This window comes from Paenibacillus alba (genome assembly GCF_013204855.1).
Classification (GTDB): domain Bacteria; phylum Bacillota; class Bacilli; order Paenibacillales; family NBRC-103111; genus Paenibacillus_E; species Paenibacillus_E alba.
The window spans coordinates 190,882-208,732 of sequence record NZ_JABMKZ010000003.1 but is presented as its reverse complement, the minus strand read 5'-3'; the positions used below and the strand labels follow the sequence as shown (position 1 = coordinate 208,732).

10 protein-coding genes are annotated in these 17,851 nt (G+C 49.9%); all 10 read right to left on the bottom strand.

Annotated elements, in window-relative coordinates; genetic code table 11:
* Nucleotides 1-49 precede the first annotated feature (49 nt).
* The 10 genes from HQN90_RS04470 to HQN90_RS04425 all read right to left on the bottom strand — a co-directional run bounded on the left by HQN90_RS04470 (nucleotide 50) and on the right by HQN90_RS04425 (nucleotide 17,836).
* Nucleotides 50-676, bottom strand: coding sequence for a thioesterase domain-containing protein (locus HQN90_RS04470; protein ID WP_173216663.1), 627 nt, complete (start codon nucleotides 674-676; stop codon nucleotides 50-52).
* A complete protein-coding gene (locus HQN90_RS39535; RefSeq protein WP_173216662.1) occupies nucleotides 673-4,374 on the bottom strand; it encodes a TIM-barrel domain-containing protein in 3,702 nt (1,233 codons plus the stop codon). The genes HQN90_RS04470 and HQN90_RS39535 overlap by 4 nt, the downstream gene beginning before the upstream one ends.
* A gap of 94 nt (nucleotides 4,375-4,468) precedes the next feature.
* Complete coding sequence (locus tag HQN90_RS04460; RefSeq protein WP_173216661.1) at nucleotides 4,469-5,812, bottom strand: ABC transporter substrate-binding protein; 1,344 nt, start codon at nucleotides 5,810-5,812, stop codon at nucleotides 4,469-4,471.
* Between the two features lie 99 nt (nucleotides 5,813-5,911).
* Nucleotides 5,912-6,742: a carbohydrate ABC transporter permease gene (locus tag HQN90_RS04455; protein WP_173216660.1), complete on the bottom strand. Its 831-nt coding sequence runs from the start codon at nucleotides 6,740-6,742 to the stop codon at nucleotides 5,912-5,914.
* Entirely contained in the window at nucleotides 6,732-7,616 is an 885-nt protein-coding gene (locus HQN90_RS04450) for a carbohydrate ABC transporter permease (protein WP_079411673.1), read from the bottom strand. Before HQN90_RS04450 ends, HQN90_RS04455 begins: the two co-directional genes overlap by 11 nt.
* A gap of 34 nt (nucleotides 7,617-7,650) precedes the next feature.
* Nucleotides 7,651-8,676 carry a LacI family DNA-binding transcriptional regulator gene (locus tag HQN90_RS04445; protein WP_079411675.1) on the bottom strand — a complete coding sequence of 342 codons (1,026 nt, stop codon included), beginning with the start codon at nucleotides 8,674-8,676 and terminating at the stop codon, nucleotides 7,651-7,653.
* Nucleotides 8,677-8,963: 287 nt separating this feature from the next.
* On the bottom strand, nucleotides 8,964-10,910 hold the full coding sequence (locus HQN90_RS04440; RefSeq protein WP_216855202.1) for a stalk domain-containing protein: 1,947 nt from the start codon (nucleotides 10,908-10,910) through the stop codon (nucleotides 8,964-8,966).
* A gap of 140 nt (nucleotides 10,911-11,050) precedes the next feature.
* Complete coding sequence (locus HQN90_RS04435) at nucleotides 11,051-12,148, bottom strand: S1 family peptidase (RefSeq protein WP_246362074.1); 1,098 nt, start codon at nucleotides 12,146-12,148, stop codon at nucleotides 11,051-11,053.
* A 388-nt stretch (nucleotides 12,149-12,536) separates the two neighbouring features.
* Entirely contained in the window at nucleotides 12,537-15,986 is a 3,450-nt protein-coding gene (locus tag HQN90_RS04430; RefSeq protein WP_173216659.1) for an SbcC/MukB-like Walker B domain-containing protein, read from the bottom strand.
* Between the two features lie 671 nt (nucleotides 15,987-16,657).
* Nucleotides 16,658-17,836, bottom strand: a complete 1,179-nt coding sequence (locus HQN90_RS04425) for an exonuclease SbcCD subunit D (RefSeq protein WP_173216658.1) — start codon at nucleotides 17,834-17,836, stop codon at nucleotides 16,658-16,660.
* Between the last annotated feature and the right edge of the window lie 15 nt (nucleotides 17,837-17,851).

The following is a 17,851-nucleotide window of genomic DNA, read 5'->3' as shown; positions in this document are numbered from 1 at the left end:
CCGAGTGGGGCGGCATCCCAAAGTTCATCGCTCGATGCCGCCGATGGCGCTAAATCAGATATTCCCTTTCCACAATGGTTTGCGTTAGCTGGAGCCATTTGGCAGAATCAGAGCGCCAGAAGGCATGATCGCCTTCACAAACATGCACATCGCAAATTTTCGATGTATAACGACTCCACTCCGCCAACTGATCCGCAAGGGCATGCTCATCTTTATTGCCTGTGAAAATACTGAAGCGGGCCCGAAGCGGTTCTCGATTGAGCGGTGTCCGGTATTCCTCCGCAGGCTGGCAGCCAAGCTCAGCAGCTCTGCCCAGCGGGCCCCCGGCTTCAGCCCGAGGTCGCAGCAAGTGCGGGGCGCCGCAGCCAGACAGAAATAAGTGGCGAGGTTCCGCCAAACCCTCCTCTTTCAAGCGATGACTGACCTCAAAGGCAAGCAAGCTGCCCCAACAATGGCCGATAAGCACATACTCCTCACCCAGTTCCAGATGCTGTTTGATGAAAGCACAGGCTTCTTCCAGCGCTTGTTCCCAACGAGCCGAGTACACCTCGCGCATGGACAGTCCCGCATGAATCAATTCCACACATTGGAACTTTATATGTGCCGGCAATCCATGGCTCCAAGCAAGATACGACTTGGCGACATCGCCGCAATGCGGGAATCCGAACAAAATCACCGGTCAATCACCAGACTTCCTGCCGAATCCCGAACCGCAATGAACACTTCCGCAGGAGAAATGAAGTAATGTCCATCTTGCAGCTGAGCCATCTGCTGAACCGGAGACAGCATTGTTTCATACGTGGACACGACAGATACGACATCCCGTTGGGCGAGAATAAAGGTTATCGGCTGGGAGCTGTTGCCTGACCATTGCAGCCGGGTTTGCCCCTTCACCTTCGTCGCAGAAATCGTCAGGACATTGCCCAAATCATCTTCAAACACGGTCTCCAGCTCTGTCGCCACATACACTCGGAAACACAATTGCTCATAGCGATCCACCCGATTGCCAACATGATCGCCGAGGGAATAGTTTTCCGCCAAATTCAGGGCAATGACACTGTCCTGTTTCTGATAAACAGGGATACGATCCAATGGAGCAGCCACCTTCAACAAGCAAGGCCCCTGCACTTCTTCCTGATCAAACAGAGAAAGCCATGAGCCTTCCGGGAAATAAATTTCCTTGGAGAAATGGCCCTCGTCCATGACAGGCGCTACCAGCAAGCTGTCTCCGAACATGTACTCACTGATCATCTCAGTGCAGCGCGAATCCGCAGGATACTGAAGCGACATGGCACGCATCATAGGCAGCCCCGTTCGGCTGGTACGTATCGCTTGATCGTAAATGTAGGGCAAGAGGTTCATGCGCACATCGGCATACTTTTTGTACAAGTCGATAACGATCATCTGCCCCGTACGCTCAGCGATATTCCACGGTGTCCGATCTTGATTGAACTCGCCTTTCGTCTCGGCATGATACTGCATGACTGGGCAAAAAGCAGCCATTTGCGCCGATCTCACGAACAGCTCCGCTGTCGGAATGTCGCCATGAAAGCCCCCCAGATCCCAACCCCAGAACGGAATCCCCGACATGCTGCTGGATAATCCCGCGATCATCGAAGATCGGAACGCCTCGAAGGTTGAACGCTCATCACCAGCCCAATGCAAGGGGTAACGCTGCGCTCCTGTATAACCCGCTCTGCTGAACGTAATTCCGCCATCTTTGGCATAGGACTGAATGAAATCATAATAGCTGCCTACATATAAATTGGGGTACAAATTCCGCATTTCCCGGCCTGTAGAACCGTCATGGAATTGCAATTGATGTCCAAATACGAACTCACCGCCGTCTGTTTTAAAACCATCCACGCCCATCTCTTCCGCGAGGTAGCGGCGTTTATCGAACCACCATTTGAGCGCGTCCGGGTTCGTAAAGTCCATAATGTGACTGTCTTTGAACCAGTTGTAAGGCAGTGTATACGGCATGCCTTCCGCCGTCTTCACGCAATAGCCCCTCTCAAGCAAAGTTTTCTCATCCTGATCGCGCTGACCATGGGCAACACCATACATATGTTTATGAATCGGAATTTGCCATAGAAGTACCTTAAGTCCCTGTTCGTGCAGATCTTCCACCATCGCCTTCGGATTAGGCCAACGGCCCCACTCGGGAAACTGGAATTCCTCATAGCGGAAAGACTGACCGCCCTCTTTGACCTCATACTGGGCATCGTTAAAAATATAGAACGTTGCCTCGTCACTCCACTGCTCTATCACAAGCACCGTAGAAGGAATTTGATACTTGGCCGTCAGCTCCGCCTGTTTCATAACTCCTTCCTGCGAATCCCAATTATTGCTGGACATCCAAGGTCCAAACGACCATTTCGGAGGCAGATTAGGCTTGCCCGACAGCGCTGTGAATTGCCCCACCATCGTTAGCGGCTCGTCTGCCAACAAGTAAACCGTCAATTGCTGCGTACTGGAAACATCCGCCTCCACCTCAACCAGATCAGACAACCGCGTATGAAAGCGAAAGGTCGAATAAAGCGGCGTATCCACGAAGATAGCGTACCCGCCGGAGGAGATCGCAAAGGGAACCGGCATGTACGTTTTCAAGCCCTGATCCCGATATTGATTGTACACATATTGATCGACTTCGTGACCCGAATATTCGTAATGGGCAAAGCGTTCCCCCATCCCAAACCAACGATGCTCCGGCTTCGTTTGCCAATTCAATCGCAGCTTATGAAGCGTGCCCGAGCCGTCGGTCAGCGCCTCGATGAGCGGCTTCCCTTCGGCGGCGAAGCCCTTCAGCAGCTCGCCCTCCGCGCTGCGCAGCGTCAGCGCGAGCTTGCCCTCGCGCACCTCGGCTTCCAGCCGTGCGCGCTGAGCAGCGACAGCCGCCTGCTGCACTGGCTGGCCGCTTATGCGTTCGCCCCCTGCGGCGAACGTCAACTGCACCGCGCCGCTTGCGTCCGCGCGGAAAGCTAGCGATACGTTGCGCAGCGGATCCGCACCGCACACAAGCTCGGCGACGAAGCCATCCGCCGTCGTCTCAAGCGCATGCACACGCTCCAGCGCTGTCCATGACCGCACGCGAAAACCATAAGTCGCTGAGCGGATCGACTTGTCTCCGTTCTGAAGCGCGAAGGTATAACTAACCTCGTCTCCTGCGAGGTAAGGGCCAAGCTGCGCTTCCCAGACCTTCTCCCCCTCATCCGTGACTCTCATGAGAGCCTGAATAGTCTCGGCAGCCGGAATACCGTCCACGACAGCCTGCACCGTAACTACCTGATTAGCCTGGAACGGCTGGGTCAGCAATCGCACGGATACGACATCCCCCGCTTCCGGTTCCCGAGGAAAACGTTCATAAGGAAGGATCACGTATGGATCGTCATAGCCTGTTGGCAAATGGAGCATTCTGACACTGTCCAAACTGTCACTGCGCACCGCACCTGAACCCAAAGAAGCTTGCGCTAATCCGAGCAAGACAGAACTCCAGCTGCTGACAGCCGGCTTCCCGCTCCGCTCCATGGCATACGCAAGCAGCAATGGCTCATTCGCTGTTGCCATATCCATCTCATACAGCACACCCTGCTCCGCTTGCAAGGTTTCCACATGGGCCAAAAGCTCCTTAGCCCGAACCGTGTCTCCTTTTTTGGCATAGTACCAAGCCAAAAAGCACGTAAGATCCGGCCGTTCGCAGCCCCCATACGACAGATCGCCGATTTTGAATCTCACGCCTTGATCAACAAGAGTCTCTTCCAGTTTATACAGCGCCTCAATAAGTATGCGGTCTTCAATCCCCAGCATGCCGAACGGCATAGCTGCCGTGACGATATCCCCATGAATAGCCGTATCCCCTAATTGACTGATCACCCGGCCTTCTTTAATAAACTTGGCAAAGACAAGCTCACGAATCGCTTTAAGCAAACGAACCCCTTGTTCACCAACGCCATGCTGAACATTGGCTTGAACCGCCGCAAAATACATCGCCAGATGACTCAAAAAGATGCCCTCGCTATCCGGTATCAACCAATGCGGCTGCGGCTTCTGCCAATTAGCATCCAGCAATGCCGTCGTCTCTTCCAGAAAACCTTCCAGTTCCACTTTACTTGACGCATCTTCGGTCACCTTCAAATATTCTCCAATTACCCATAGCGCAAGTGCCGCGTCCGTTAGCGCACGTTGAGCTTTCTGAGTTTTGCCGCTCAACAAGCGCAAGAGCGGCAATACACGTTGAGTCTCACCTTGCTGAATAAGCGCGTAGCTCAAAAAAGCGATATCCCGCAAAGTGGCTGAATGCCCGGAAATGGTCACTTGACCTGTCTGTTCATCTAGAATGAAATTAAGAAATGGATGTATTTCTTGTGTTTGCACAATAAAGCCTCCTACTCCACTTGTGTGTTAAAAAGAAAGGGGCCCTTGCCGCAACAATGCCCCTTCTTCCTGCTGACTGATTGTCAGTATTTTGCTATTTCGCTACCAGCTTCTCAATTTTAGCCTGCGCTTCATTTAATGCCTTCTCCGCCGTATAATCGGATTTTAATTTGGCTTTATCGAGCTCATCGCCGATCGCCTTCGTCAAATCATTCCATTTGTCCGGAATTGGCCCTACAGGCGTCAATACGAGGGAATTCAAAGCTTCGAGAACGATTTTCTTCGATTCCGGAGGCGTTTGTTTGAAATATGCATCCATCACTTTTTCGTCAGAGACTGCCGGCACACTCCAGCCCTTTTCAATGCGTTTGCTGACTACAGAAGGATCAGAGGACATGAATTTGATAAATTTCCATGCCGCATCGGCATTTTTGGACTTATCCGACACAACCAGACCATCCGCGAAGAAGTGATGAGCTTTCTTCGTATTGCCTGGCTCAAGCGCAATGTCCCATTTGAAAGGCGCATCCGCAAAGCGTCCAAAGTTCCAAATGCCACCGCGAAGCATCGCAATCTTCCCAGCTTTGAACGCATTCAAATCGGCATCCGGTTGATTGAACGTGTCATCATTTAACGCCGGAGATACTTTATATTTCTTAGCTTTATCAAGCATCCAGTTCAAAGCTTCAATATTTTCTTTGCTGTTCACAGTAGGCTTGCCATCTGCGCTCCAGATGCCCCCGCCGTTCTGAGCAATTGTTTTGTAGAACTCATAGAATTGGATCGGCGCGTAAGTTCCCCATACCCCGCTTTTGGCATCTGTCAGCTTCTGAGCGGCTTCAAGTTCCTGCTTCCACGTCCAATCCGCCTTCGGGTACTCAACTTGCTTTTTGTCAAACAAGTCCTTATTATAGAAAAGAACTACGTCCGAAAAAGACTCTACGACGCCATATTGCTTGTTTTGGTACTTGAAAGAGTCATAGGCGAGCCCTTTGTAGATTTCCGGCTTGAACGTCGTGTCCTTCGCAATGATCGGCGTCAAGTCTTTTAACGTATTTTTGGCCGCATAAGAGACAAAGTTTTCGTAACCGACCTCAAATACGTCAGGCGCATCCCCCGATGCAAGCTGTGTATTGAGCTTCGTGTAGTAGTTGTTATAGTCGACGATATCCACCTTGACCTTAATGTCCGGATTTGCCGACTCAAACGCTTTGACCATATCGCCTAGTGTTTGTTCTTGTGAACCGCTAGCCGTATACTGCATGAATTTGAGTGTTACGGATTCTTTCTTTGTCTCTGGCGTTGCCGCAGCGGTTGGCTCTTGTTTTGGCGTTGCCGATGAAGCTGCTTGCGGTTTCGTATCCGATCCACATCCTGTAGCTGCAAGAGACACAACCACACCTAACGCGACGACCCATCCTGTTTTTGTGGTAACCATGGAATAAACCCTCTCTTCTACTTGAATTTTCTTCCTTTTATCCTTCGGCTCAATCGCTTTCGTTCACCTAACGATTAACGACTTACATCACCCCTCTCATTATCCTTTCACACCACTCATCGTCATTCCCTTAATAAAGTATCTGGAAGCAAATAGAAATACGATAAAAATCGGTATAAAGCTGATCACATTGCCCGCCATCAAAATGTTCCATTCTGTCGCCCATCTGCCCTGCAGTTTACTGAGTCCAATCGGAAGAGTCATTAACTCCTTATCGCTTGTAATAATGAGCGGCCACAGGAAATTGTTCCATGACGCCATGAAAGCGAAGATCGCAAGCGTCGCTAAAGCAGGTTTGCTTAACGGTAAAATGATGCTCATGAATACTCTGAGATAGGAAGCTCCGTCCATTCTGGCCGCTTCGATCAACGGATCGGGAATCGTCATGATATGCTGTCTGAGCAAGAAAGTCCCGTAAGCGCTGAAGATGCCTGGTAAAATGAGACCCAAATACGTATTGGTCAAATGCAGCTTTTGAAACACGATAAAAAGCGGTGTCATTGTGACCTGCATCGGGATCATCATCGTAATAAGATATAGCACGAACAGCGTTTCTCTGCCTCGAAAAGGAATTTTGGCAAATACAAATGCGGCCATCGCGCATACAACAATTTGTGCTGCTGTTGTGATGATGGATACGGCCACGCTGTTCCCCAAAAAGCGATAGATCGGAAAGAATTTGGTAATCTCCACATAATTGCTGAATTTAAACGTATCAGGAATGAGATTCGGAGGCATTCTGACGACTTCCAGATTATCCTTGAAGGAACCGGATAGCATCCATACAAAGGGAAACATAAGAACGATAGCTGCCACAATCAAAATAAGATGTGAAAGCAGGTTCCGATACGGCAAATATTTATCTGTCATAGGTAACCCACCTTTTCTGAAGCTTCTGCTGAAAAATAGTGACGATGAAAATAATGACGAACAAGATCCATGACTGCGCTGAGGCGAAGCCCATTTTATAGCTTTGGAAGGCGTTCCCATAAATTTGCTGCACTAGCGTGCTCGTTTGTCCTGCCGGACCGCCGCCTGTCATGACAAGAACCTGATCGAAAAGCTGAAACCCATTAATAAGCGAGATGACCAGCACGAAGAAAATACTTGGCGTAAGCAGCGGCAATGTTACACGGATAAACTGCTGAAAGCCGCCCGCACCGTCAATCGTCGCCGCTTCATAGTAATCCTCGGAGATATCCTGCAGCCCGGCGAGAAGAATGACCGTCACGTAGCCGATATCCTTCCATACACTCACTGCGATGATGGAGGGCATTGCCCAAACAAAATCCTGCAGCCAGACGGGCCCTTGTATGCCGACGAGCGACAACAAATAATTGATCAGCCCGTTTTGCCCGTTCAACAACCAGCGCCATACGATGGAAACGGCTACCCAAGACGTAATGACCGGCACGAAGATGAACATGCGGTACAGCTTTATCCCTCTGAGCTTTCTATTCAGCAAGACGGCGAATAATACGCCGAAAATGAGCACGGACGGTAAATATCCGATAATGTACTGAATAATATTAAGCAGCGATGTAAGCGTTTTCTCATCTTGCAAAGCTTCTGTATAATTATCGAAGCCAACAAACTTCGCCGGGGTCAGCAAATCCCAATTCGTGAAGCTGATGACCGCCGACGAAAGCATCGGGACGAGTTGGAAGAGCAGCAACCCCGCTAAGCTGGGAAGTAAAAATCCGATAATAACAACCAATTTGGATAGTTTGTTTTGTCCGACCATGACGTTCTCCTTTTCCGTTATCCCGGGGTGATGGTTATTCCTTGACCTTGACAGTAGCTCTCTCCACAATCGTTAGCGGCAGCATAATTTCATTCGCCTCTTGTTCCACGCCGCCTTGAATCATGTTGATGAGATGTTCAGCTGCAATCGCACCCTTTTCCGTAATGTTTTGACGAATCGTGGTTAGCGGAGGAATGAACATTTTGGACATCGTAATATCATCAAAACCAATGACGGATATATCCTCGGGAACCTTTTTCCCTTGATCCACCAAGCTCCTTATCGCCCCAAATGCCACCATATCCCCTGTTGCAAACACGGCGGTAATCTCAGGAAATTTCTTCGCGATTAATTGACCGGCTGCCATCCCATGCTCATAGCTCATCGATTCTTCGAACACGTAATCCGGATTGTAGAAAAAATTCGCTTCGCGAATCGCTCGCTTATATCCGAGGAATCGCTTCTCCACGACCCCATCCTTGCGAATGGCCCCCGTCACCAAACCGATGTTGGAATGTCCCTTGTCAATGAGATACTTCGTAGCCAAATAACCGCCATACTCATCATCAATGCCAATGCGCTTAAAATAATTATCGTTAATATAGCTGTCGATGAGTACAATCGGGATATTGATCTTCTTAAAACCGTCATAAAATTGTTCCGGATAAATCCCCATCATAATGGCGCCATCCAAATTGCGTTGAATGGACAAATCCAGATAGCTTTCACCTTGATTCACGCCGGATAGCAGCAGATGATAACCGTACTCCCGCAGCTTGCCCTCAATGCCACTGATCATTTCGCTGTAGAAAGGGTTTTCAAGAATGAGCTGTTTGTGAGATTCCGTCTGTGGAATGACGATGCCAATAAGTTTGGATTGGTTCTTAACCAAGCTTCTCGCCGAGAAATCCGGCTTGTAGTTCAACGTTTCGATAATCCCCTTAATTCGTTCAATCGTTTCATTTGAAACTTTATCCGTTCTGCCGTTCAAGGCGTAGGAAACTGCGGCTGCGGAAACGCCTGCGACTTTAGCAACATCTTTAATCGTTGGTTTTTTCATGAGTTCCCCTCTTTAGTTACACGTTTAACTGAATTATAGAACGAAATAGCCTATTTTACAATATGATAACGCTATCTTTTTGCCATTAAATTCATTTATCAGTTATGCGTTTAACTAAATTATAATTAATGTCTATACATAAATGAGCCTCAAACCCGTTTTGTGGTGATAAAAGCACTATGAAGCCTATCAATTAAGGGGGTTAACGGAAGTTAACTGACTGAGCACAAAAAAAGCTGCCCCATCGCCTGACAGCTTGTCAGAAGATAGATCAGCTTTTTCATTTCCTACTTTGTTGCAATCGTTACCGTCCTGCTTGAGCCGTCCCAAGCGACCTGCCCGCCAAAGGTTTCCCCTACAAACCTGGCGGGAGCTAGCGTATAGCCGTTCACCAGCTGTGCAGGCTCCTCCAGCTCGCTTGGCTTGCCATTCACATAAACCGTTTTCTGACCTATTGTCAGGCGAACGGTCGTGCTGCCTTTGTGTGCCGTAACTGTCTTCGTTGCGGCTTCGTATTCAACTTTCGCCCCCATTGCTTCAAAAATAGCACGTAAAGGCGTTAACGTGGAACCATTCCTGATCACAGGGGCTTGCTCGAATTGCTGCTCTTTTCCGTTAATCTCAACAGATACTTGCGATGAGATACCGAACGTACGCAAGGCAACTTGCGTGCCTGCTCGGTTGTAAACCTTGAGCTGCAGCACAGAACCTTCAGGAACCTCTCCGGCTCGCAGCGTCAGACCGTAAGGCAGCTCCGACTGCGTTGCAATTACACGTCCATTCAGAACATAAGCAATTTTACCAATGTACACCTCGGGTATTTTCACAAAAGGAATGAACTTCGTCTGTTTCGTGAAAGATTGATGATTGGCATCCACAGGCACATAACCTACGCCATCTGCAGGCTTCGCTGCATCGGCAACCTTGGATAACAAGTAGGGATTCGCAATCATTTGCCGGTAATACGCCTGAATCTCTGAAGAGTCAGACAAGGAGTAATCATTTTTGGCATTTTCCATTTGCTGATCCACATTAAAATAAGTGATCGCTTTTAATCTCGGATACTTATAAGGCATAATTTCATACAACCGTTGAAGATTCAGTTTAGCCCACTCCGTGAAATCTTCCTGTGCCGCATGTGAATAATGCGGGACTCCCGTTTCACTAAGCATTAATGGCTTACGATCCGAATACGTGTTGTAAAGCCTTGTCAATCTTTCTACGCTGCTAGTTGGAAGCATGGAGGGCAAAGACGGATCTCCATTTTCATAGGGTTCGATGTATAAGCTAACGCCAACCCAATCGACATAAGCATCTCCCGGATAATAGGGATCAATATCATTCGCTGGCACATCTCCCGGGCTCCACACCATCGCGACATTCGAAGCCTCCTCTGCGAATACATCATGCAGCATGCGGAATTTGGCTATGTATTGGGCAGGATCACCGTGCCACTTAACCCAAGCGCCATTCATTTCTCCGGCAAAGCGCAAGAAGATCGGAATTCCCGCAGCCTTGGCATCCTGCGCCCATTTCCGTATATAAGCACCGTCTGATACGGGATCTAGACCATCGTCGGGTTCCCAAGCGATTTGCAACGCTCCCCCTGCCTCTTTGGCGCGTTTGGCATAGGTCGACGGAAAGCTTTGTCCCCAATGCGCATAAGCCAAATAAATCGCATGCTTTTTACCGTAAACAGACTCCGTTTTACTAAATAAGTTGCCTACTTTAGGATCTTGCTCGGAATACATGCCTAAATACGTGCCATAGGCAGGTTCAAACTTAGCCAATTGACCATTTTCCGGCAGCGCTGATTGCTTTAGTTCCGACTGATTGCGCTCTTGCTTATATAATTCAACCGTTGTGCGGATTTGATCTGCACGCTGCAGCTTTACGGCGCCCCAGTCTCGTCCCGCTTTTACCCAGTAGGTGTTCTCCAATTCATAATAATAAATCGCTTGATCGTAATCTCCTAGAGCATCATAGTAGGCGTCCAACTTCCCACAGAATAGCGCAGCGTTTTCCCATTCCCCTGTACTCGCATAATGATCGGCCAGAAATACCCAATGCGGAACAGCCCCGCCTTTATCCCCACTGGAACTCAGTGATTCCGCTTTTTGCCAATGATCCCAAACCACATCTGCGTGGGCAGGTGCCGGTGAGCTTGCAAGACTAGCAGCTATAAAACCTGCTACCAATGTTAAAATCGCTACTCTTTTTCTTATCGTTTTCAAGCCAATCGCCCCATTTCCCGCTGTTTTGCGTGCTCTGTCTTTAACTAGATACGTCTTAAAGGCAGGAAAGTAGCACTTGGGGCCTAAAACAAATAAAACCAATGAGCTCTGGGCTCACTGGTTTAGCAATAACCCTGCGGTTATCTGGCTTTGACATAAACGGCGCGCATCCGTTTTCTTTGCTGCTCTGTCAACGGCTGTACGTAAGCATGATTGCCGATTGGAGCAATCCCGCGAATGGACCCGCTTCTAACTGTATTATTCGCAGCCGGAATAGCCACACGAATTCCATAAGTCGACATGATGATGCCAATCGGATTGCTAATCGAACGTTTCCCATCAGCAGTGCCAGCAAAATTAAGCGCAGCGGCAAATCGGTCACTAGCCCGAAGCCAAACGGAACCAGAATCACCCGGAAGTGATACGGGTCCATTATTGCCGAGAATGATGGACTGATTTCGGAACAGCAGTGTGCCCAGTGTTCCTCCATAGGAAACGCGAATATCCGCATTATTGGCTTCTACCGTTCCTCTAACAAAGCCAGTTGTCCGTCCTGATTTCATAACTTGCAAGCCAACCGGATAGCTGAGCAAATGCCCAGGAACTGTAATCAATTGGCCAGATGAGCTTATCTGGTAGCGAGGATTCAATAAACTGTTTGAATTCGGGAGAGCAATCGCCGAATCCTGAAAATTCACGCCTCCTGGAACAAGTCTCACGAATTGAAAAGCCCGTCCAATTGTGTCCCTGCTGCCAGTACCTCCATCAGCCGCACCTGGTTGCACTGTCGCTGAAAAAGCCGATGAATTATTGTTGATTAACACGTGGTTATTGCTCAGAACGTAGAGCTGATTATTTTTGATTACAATTAGACCTGCCGTCCCTGTCGCATCGGGATTTAATTTCCCAACACTTACGCCCCCCGGAACTGGACGAACTCTGCCAGTGAACGAAGTCGCTTTACTGCCTTTCGCATTTGAAGATGAGGCATGAGCGTTGAATTTGCCTGCATGCACAAAACGCACAGGAACCGACGTACCCGCTTTGGTTAACACGCCTTTTAAACTAGTGAGACTGGAAGGTATGATCTTCTGGTGGGTATACACAATTACTCCCGCTCCCAATGCCGGCTTCTGAGGATCCGCATAACCCACACCAACCGCTGTAACTCCTGCTCTTTTCAGTAAAACAGGGGAAATCCTGTTCTTCTGCTTAAGAGCCTCTTGAAAGGTAGCCATCTACATTCTCCTTTTCCGGAAAGATGTAGCAGTTTATGCCAACTTGTACGAGTTGGCTTGATGTGTTCACCTAAAGCTGAGTGCAGGCAGCAAAAAAGGGGCTGATGCAAAGCTGCGTGCGGCGTAGTGACCTTGCCACTACGATATAGGATTCCACCAAATTTGGAAAGAAAGCCTGCGAAAATGCAGGCTTTTCGATCAAATGAGAGTAAAAACATGAAAAGCCTGCGATTATGCAGGCTTTTTGAGCTTTTTCATCCTGGAATGGAAAAAAGGCCACAAAAGGATGCACAATCGCAGGCTTTTCACCATTTTGCATGTTACCAGGGCGAAAAGGATGCATAATCGCAGGAATTTGCGAGAAACAGACGGAAAAACCGCCAGTCTACTACAATTCTTCAAGAACAATACGGCTGCCGCGACCGGATGGTTCAGCAGGATGTACAATTAATTTGCGTGTCAACCGCGCTCTCAGTTCCGGCACGTGGGAAATTACGCCTACGGCCAAGCTGTCCATATGAAGCTTCTCCAACGCTCCAATCACCATATCCAGAAGATCCTGATCAAGCGTACCGAAGCCTTCATCCAAGAAGAAGAATTCCAGCGGGTATTCCCCTTTCAGCTGAATCTGCGCCGAGAGGGCGAGCGCCAAAGCCAGCGAGGTCAGGAAGGTTTCTCCGCCCGACAACGTGCTGACCGGACGCTTCACGCCTCCATTGGCGTCATCCCGGATGACAAAGCCGCCACCCGAGTCGACTTCAATGGCATAACGTCGACGTGTTAATTCCCCCAGCCGCTCGGAAGCTGCCCGGCTGACCTGCATGAGCTGCTCTTCGGCTAGATACTCGACGAACGCATTGGCTTTGAGGACGGCTTGCAATTTGCCAAGCCGTTCCAGCTGCGCTGCCTGCTCTGCACGCCGCGATTCAAGCTCGCACCAGCGTGCATGCCGCGCAGCAAGCTCGCTTGCGCCTTGCGCCGCTTGTGCCCGCGCTTCTAGCGCGGCCGCGGCGCTTGCTTTCGCAGCGCTCAGCTGCGCTTGCGCGAGCGCCCACTCGTCCGCGCTCAGCACGCGGCCTTGCAGCTTCGCTGCCAGCTGCGCCAGCTGGGCGCGCAGCGCCTGCTCGCGCTCGCGGTGCTCCGCCGCGAGCTGGGCCCACAAGCGGCGCTGCTCAGGCGCCAGCACCGCAGCTTCGGCGGCTTCGCGCGACGCGAAGCCGTTCTCGGCCAGCGCGCTGTGCAGCGCGCGCTCGGTCTGGGTCTGCTGCCGCGCCGCAGCGGCAGCGGCTTCGGCGGCGGCGCTGAAGCGCTGCGCCGCCAAGAGCTGCTCGCGCTGAGCTTCAGCGTGCGCGAGCTTGGTCGTCTGCGCGAGCTGCCGCAGCTGCGCAAGCGCGGAGGTCGCCTCCGCGATGAGCTGCGGCACAGCCGCGCCGGGCGCGCGCAAAGCGAGCTGCCGCGACTTATCAGCGGCGAGCTGCGCCAGACCCTGCAGCCGCTCGTGCAGCTGCAGGGCAGTGCGATCCTGCTCCAGAACGGCACGCTGGAGCTCCTCCAGCTTCCCATTCAGCTCGTCCATGAATGGAATGCTTTTCTCGATGCGGCTGCGCAGCTCCTCCGCCAGTCGTTCATTCGCAAGAAGCTGCTCAAGCTGCTGCTCAACAGCCTCCCATGCAAGCTCAGCATATCGCTGCTGCCAAAGCTTCAACTGCTCGCTTCGCGAGAACTCAAGCTGCGTCAGCTTGTTCGTCGCCTCCGTCAATAAGCTGGCCGCTGCCTCCTGCTGCACTGCTGCTTGTACCACTTGTTGTTCAGTTAACGTTTGCTCCTTCAGCAAACTCTGAAAAGCACGCTCCAACTCTTCAAATGAACGATAATCCGCAGCAAATATTTCCGTTTTATGCCACTGGGTAAACAAATCATCCATGCTGCTTGCTTCATCAAGCTCTTGAATACTCATCGCTGCAAGAGAATCATCGCTGACAGCCGCTTGCTGCCAAGCAAGCGAATCATGCTCTTCCGCTAATTCCACAGCCTGCTGCGCAGCTGTCTCCAATCGACGAAACAATTGATTGTGCGAGAATTGCTTTTCTTTGGCGAGCTGAAGAAGCTCTTCTCCTTGGCGAATTCTTTCTTCCGCAGATTCCGAATCCTGCGCAGGAGCTGCTGTACCGCGTGCAGCTTGATCTTTTTTATAAGGATGTTCAATTGCACCACAGACCGGACATTGTTCGCCATCATGAAGATCATTAGCCAAAATAGCCGCTAAAGCGTGCCTTTCTTCCAGCTTCCAACGCTTCTTCTCGCGATCAATGCCAAGCTGCAAATTGGGAATGAATGCGGTTAGCGTTAGTTGATTCCTTCGTATTGCTGTTCCTAAATCCGCAGATTGCTTCAACCATTCAAATAGCTTCGTTTGGATCGCTTGCCTTTTGGAGGCTAAAAGACGCTGATTATGCTCAACAGCTGTATAAACGTCCGCTTTTTCCGTTTTCGTCTTCCTAGCTTCCAGCTCCTGACCTTGCAGTTGCTCAATCGCCTTCTTATCTTGAACAGCCGAATGCAGCAATTGCCTGGACGCTGCGTTCGTCTCGACTTGCTTTAGCTGCTCTTTGAGATCCGATTGCTTTAGGATCGCCTTTTGCTTCGTATCCGCACTTTTGGAAACTTCTGCCTGCAGCAGCGTGAGCTTCGACTTCACTCCCGCTTCTTGCTGCTGAGCAGCTTGAATTTGCAGCTGGACCTGATCCAATTCCTGCCCAATCACAAGCGCTTGTTCGAGTTGATCCAACCGCAGCAAAAGAGGTCCTTCCTGCTGTGCCAAGTGTAGCTGGGCTTGTTCTGATTTATGAGCAGCCGCCTCATGAGCTGTTTCTGCGGCATGCTGGCTCTTCGAAGCTTGTTCAAGCTGTATCTGCGTGGTTTGAACCCCGCTAGCTGCCAAACCAAATTGTTCGAGATACGGTTTGACTCGATCCGCTTGCTCGGCTTTGAGCAGCAGCAGCTCTTTCTCACGAACCTGATCTTCTTGCTCCTGCTGTTTTTTCGATTCCGCTTCAAGCTGTTCTTTATCCTGCTGCCACTGAAAAACTTGCTTAAGCTCCTCAGCTTTTATTTCCTGCTGTTCCAACTGAATTCGACTTCGAACCTCTTCCGCTTCCGCCTGCAAAAGCTTTTCCTTCGCTTCTTGCAGCGCTTGCTCCGACGCGTCCCCAAGCCCCTGCTGCTCCGCTGCAAGCTGCTTTACAGCGCTGTCCGTTTCCTTCACCTTGGAACTCACTTTAGCGCTCAAGTGATCCCCATATTGTTCCAGATGGAAAAGCCGCTGCAGCATTTGTCTGCGATCTTTGCCGGTTAACGTAAGAAACTCAGCAAACTTGCCTTGAGGAAGCACAACCGCTCTCGTGAAATCCTGCATGGAAAGTCCCAAAATATGCTGTACCTGCTGATTTACCTCGCCAGCTTTATCCGCGAGCACAACGGTTTCGCCTTCTTTGATATGTAAAAGCCGCGTAATGGTCCCGTTAATCGACATTTCCGTACCACGTTTAAATTGTCTCTCCACATGGTATCGTTCAGTCCCTGCCGCATTCGTCAGTTCAAACGTAAAGGAAACAAACAACGTTTGTTCCGCATGATTCATAATCGCTTGTGTACCGCCACTGGCTCTCTCGACCTTGCCATACAAAGCTAAGGTAATAGCATCCAGAATGGATGATTTCCCACTGCCTGTCGGCCCGAAAATACCAAAAACACCCGCATCCACTAATTGGCCAAAATTGATCGTCTGCAATTCCCGATAACTCTGAAGCCCGGACATCTGCAACTGAATTGGACGCAACGCGACATTCCTCCTTCCTGCCTTCAAATGAAAACTCTAGACTACTTATCCATGTTGATTGTTGGCATATTCATAGGCATCTTCTATTTTGTAGTAACAATTGTCATATTAATGATAAGTAACTCCAACATAATGGGGCATGAGCAATTGCTTCTTGATATCTACAAATACGATCTCCCCGCATTAATCTTATTTGTTTCAATCATCTTCAAACAAACCAACGCATTTATTTGCATACTTATAAGCTTGATTACAGAAATCTATTCCTTCTATCTTTGGGATGAAATGTGGCGTCAAGCAACATGGATTTTTTAATAAACAGTCTTTGATTCCCAAAGTATCCTCTGAAACGCACGTTCTGTCGTATCTACAAACATTTAAACGAATAAACCTCTACGAACATTTCAAACACAGCCAGTTGACAAGAATAGTTAGGGAGGGACGTCCAATGATTACAAACGCATTCGAAACAAAGTATCATCGCAATAATCTTGCTCAAACGGCCGCATGAATTTTGTAGATACAACAGAATAGTACAATAGTAAACAGAACATGCTCCGGCAGATATATCTTTATCCAGGTCAGATCAGATCAGGCCCACCACTGCCTACGAAAAGTCATTTTCCCCATAACCTTCCAACCTATCTTCTACCTTGCACAACACCGCTTACCTAGTCACCAACAGCATCCGCCAAATCTTTCTCCTGCAACAGCTCCAGGAACAATCGCACCAACTCAGGCTCAGGCTGCGCACCGCCGGTTTGACGGGCGTAGAAGCGCGTGAAATGCTCCTCCATGGACAGATCCGCCTTCGGAACAGCAGCTCTGGCCGCCTCCATCTCTGGATAAATCGGACGAATATGGATGAATCCCTCATACGCTTTGCGAAGCGATTGAATCTGTTCAATCGACATGGCTTCTGTCATTGTGATCTCCAAGTCAATCCACGCTGTCGCATCTTTACGCTCATCCAACCATTGGTGGACTTGACCTATGCCTTCTTTGGCTTTCCAGCTCACGAGCGGACGTCCGGAAGTCAGAAATATTTCCTTCGGCACGGCAGCCTGTCCAGGGGTTAGATCCAATAAAGTAACCGATTTGGCCTGTCCTGCCTCCGAGAAGCTGTAAGCAATCGGCGATCCACAGTATCTGATGGGGGAAGCAGCCTTCACGTTCTGCGGTCGGTGCAAATGCCCAAGCGCCACATACTGCGCACCCGCCGTCAAAGCACTAGTATCCACTGTATAAGCCCCACCGACTTGAATCGGGCGCTCTGATTCGGTTTCGTGTCCGCCAAGGACGTATAAGTGACTCATAATTAAATTCACGGTGTCCGTTTGAAACGCAGCTGCCTGCTTGCGAATGAGCGCGCCAACCCGCTCCGAATATTTGCTCCTCAGTGCTTCTTCTTCCGCTACATCGGAAAGCAGCTCTTTCAGGCGCGATTCTGAGGGATACGACAGCGCGATCAAACGGGCTAATTCACCCGTTCGGGCAATGCCGATCGACTGAATATCCGCTACCGGCAGGCCGATTAATGTGATACCTTGCTTAGCCGCAAGCGGGCCTGAAGCGGCAAGCCGATCTGGATGATCATGATTGCCGGAAATGATTGCTACATGCCGTTTCCCGCCTTCTGCCAAGCGAGCGATGCCTTCGTAGAAGAGCTGCTCTGCTGCGGCAGGCGGATTCACGCTGTCATAAATGTCACCGGCGATCAACACCAGATCAATGGCTTCATCCTGTACAATTCGCACAAGCTCATCGACGAATGCAGTCTGCTCTTCCAATCGGCTGCGCCCTTCAAGGGATCGGCCAAAATGCCAATCGCCTGTGTGTAAAATCCGCATAATTCAATCCCCCAC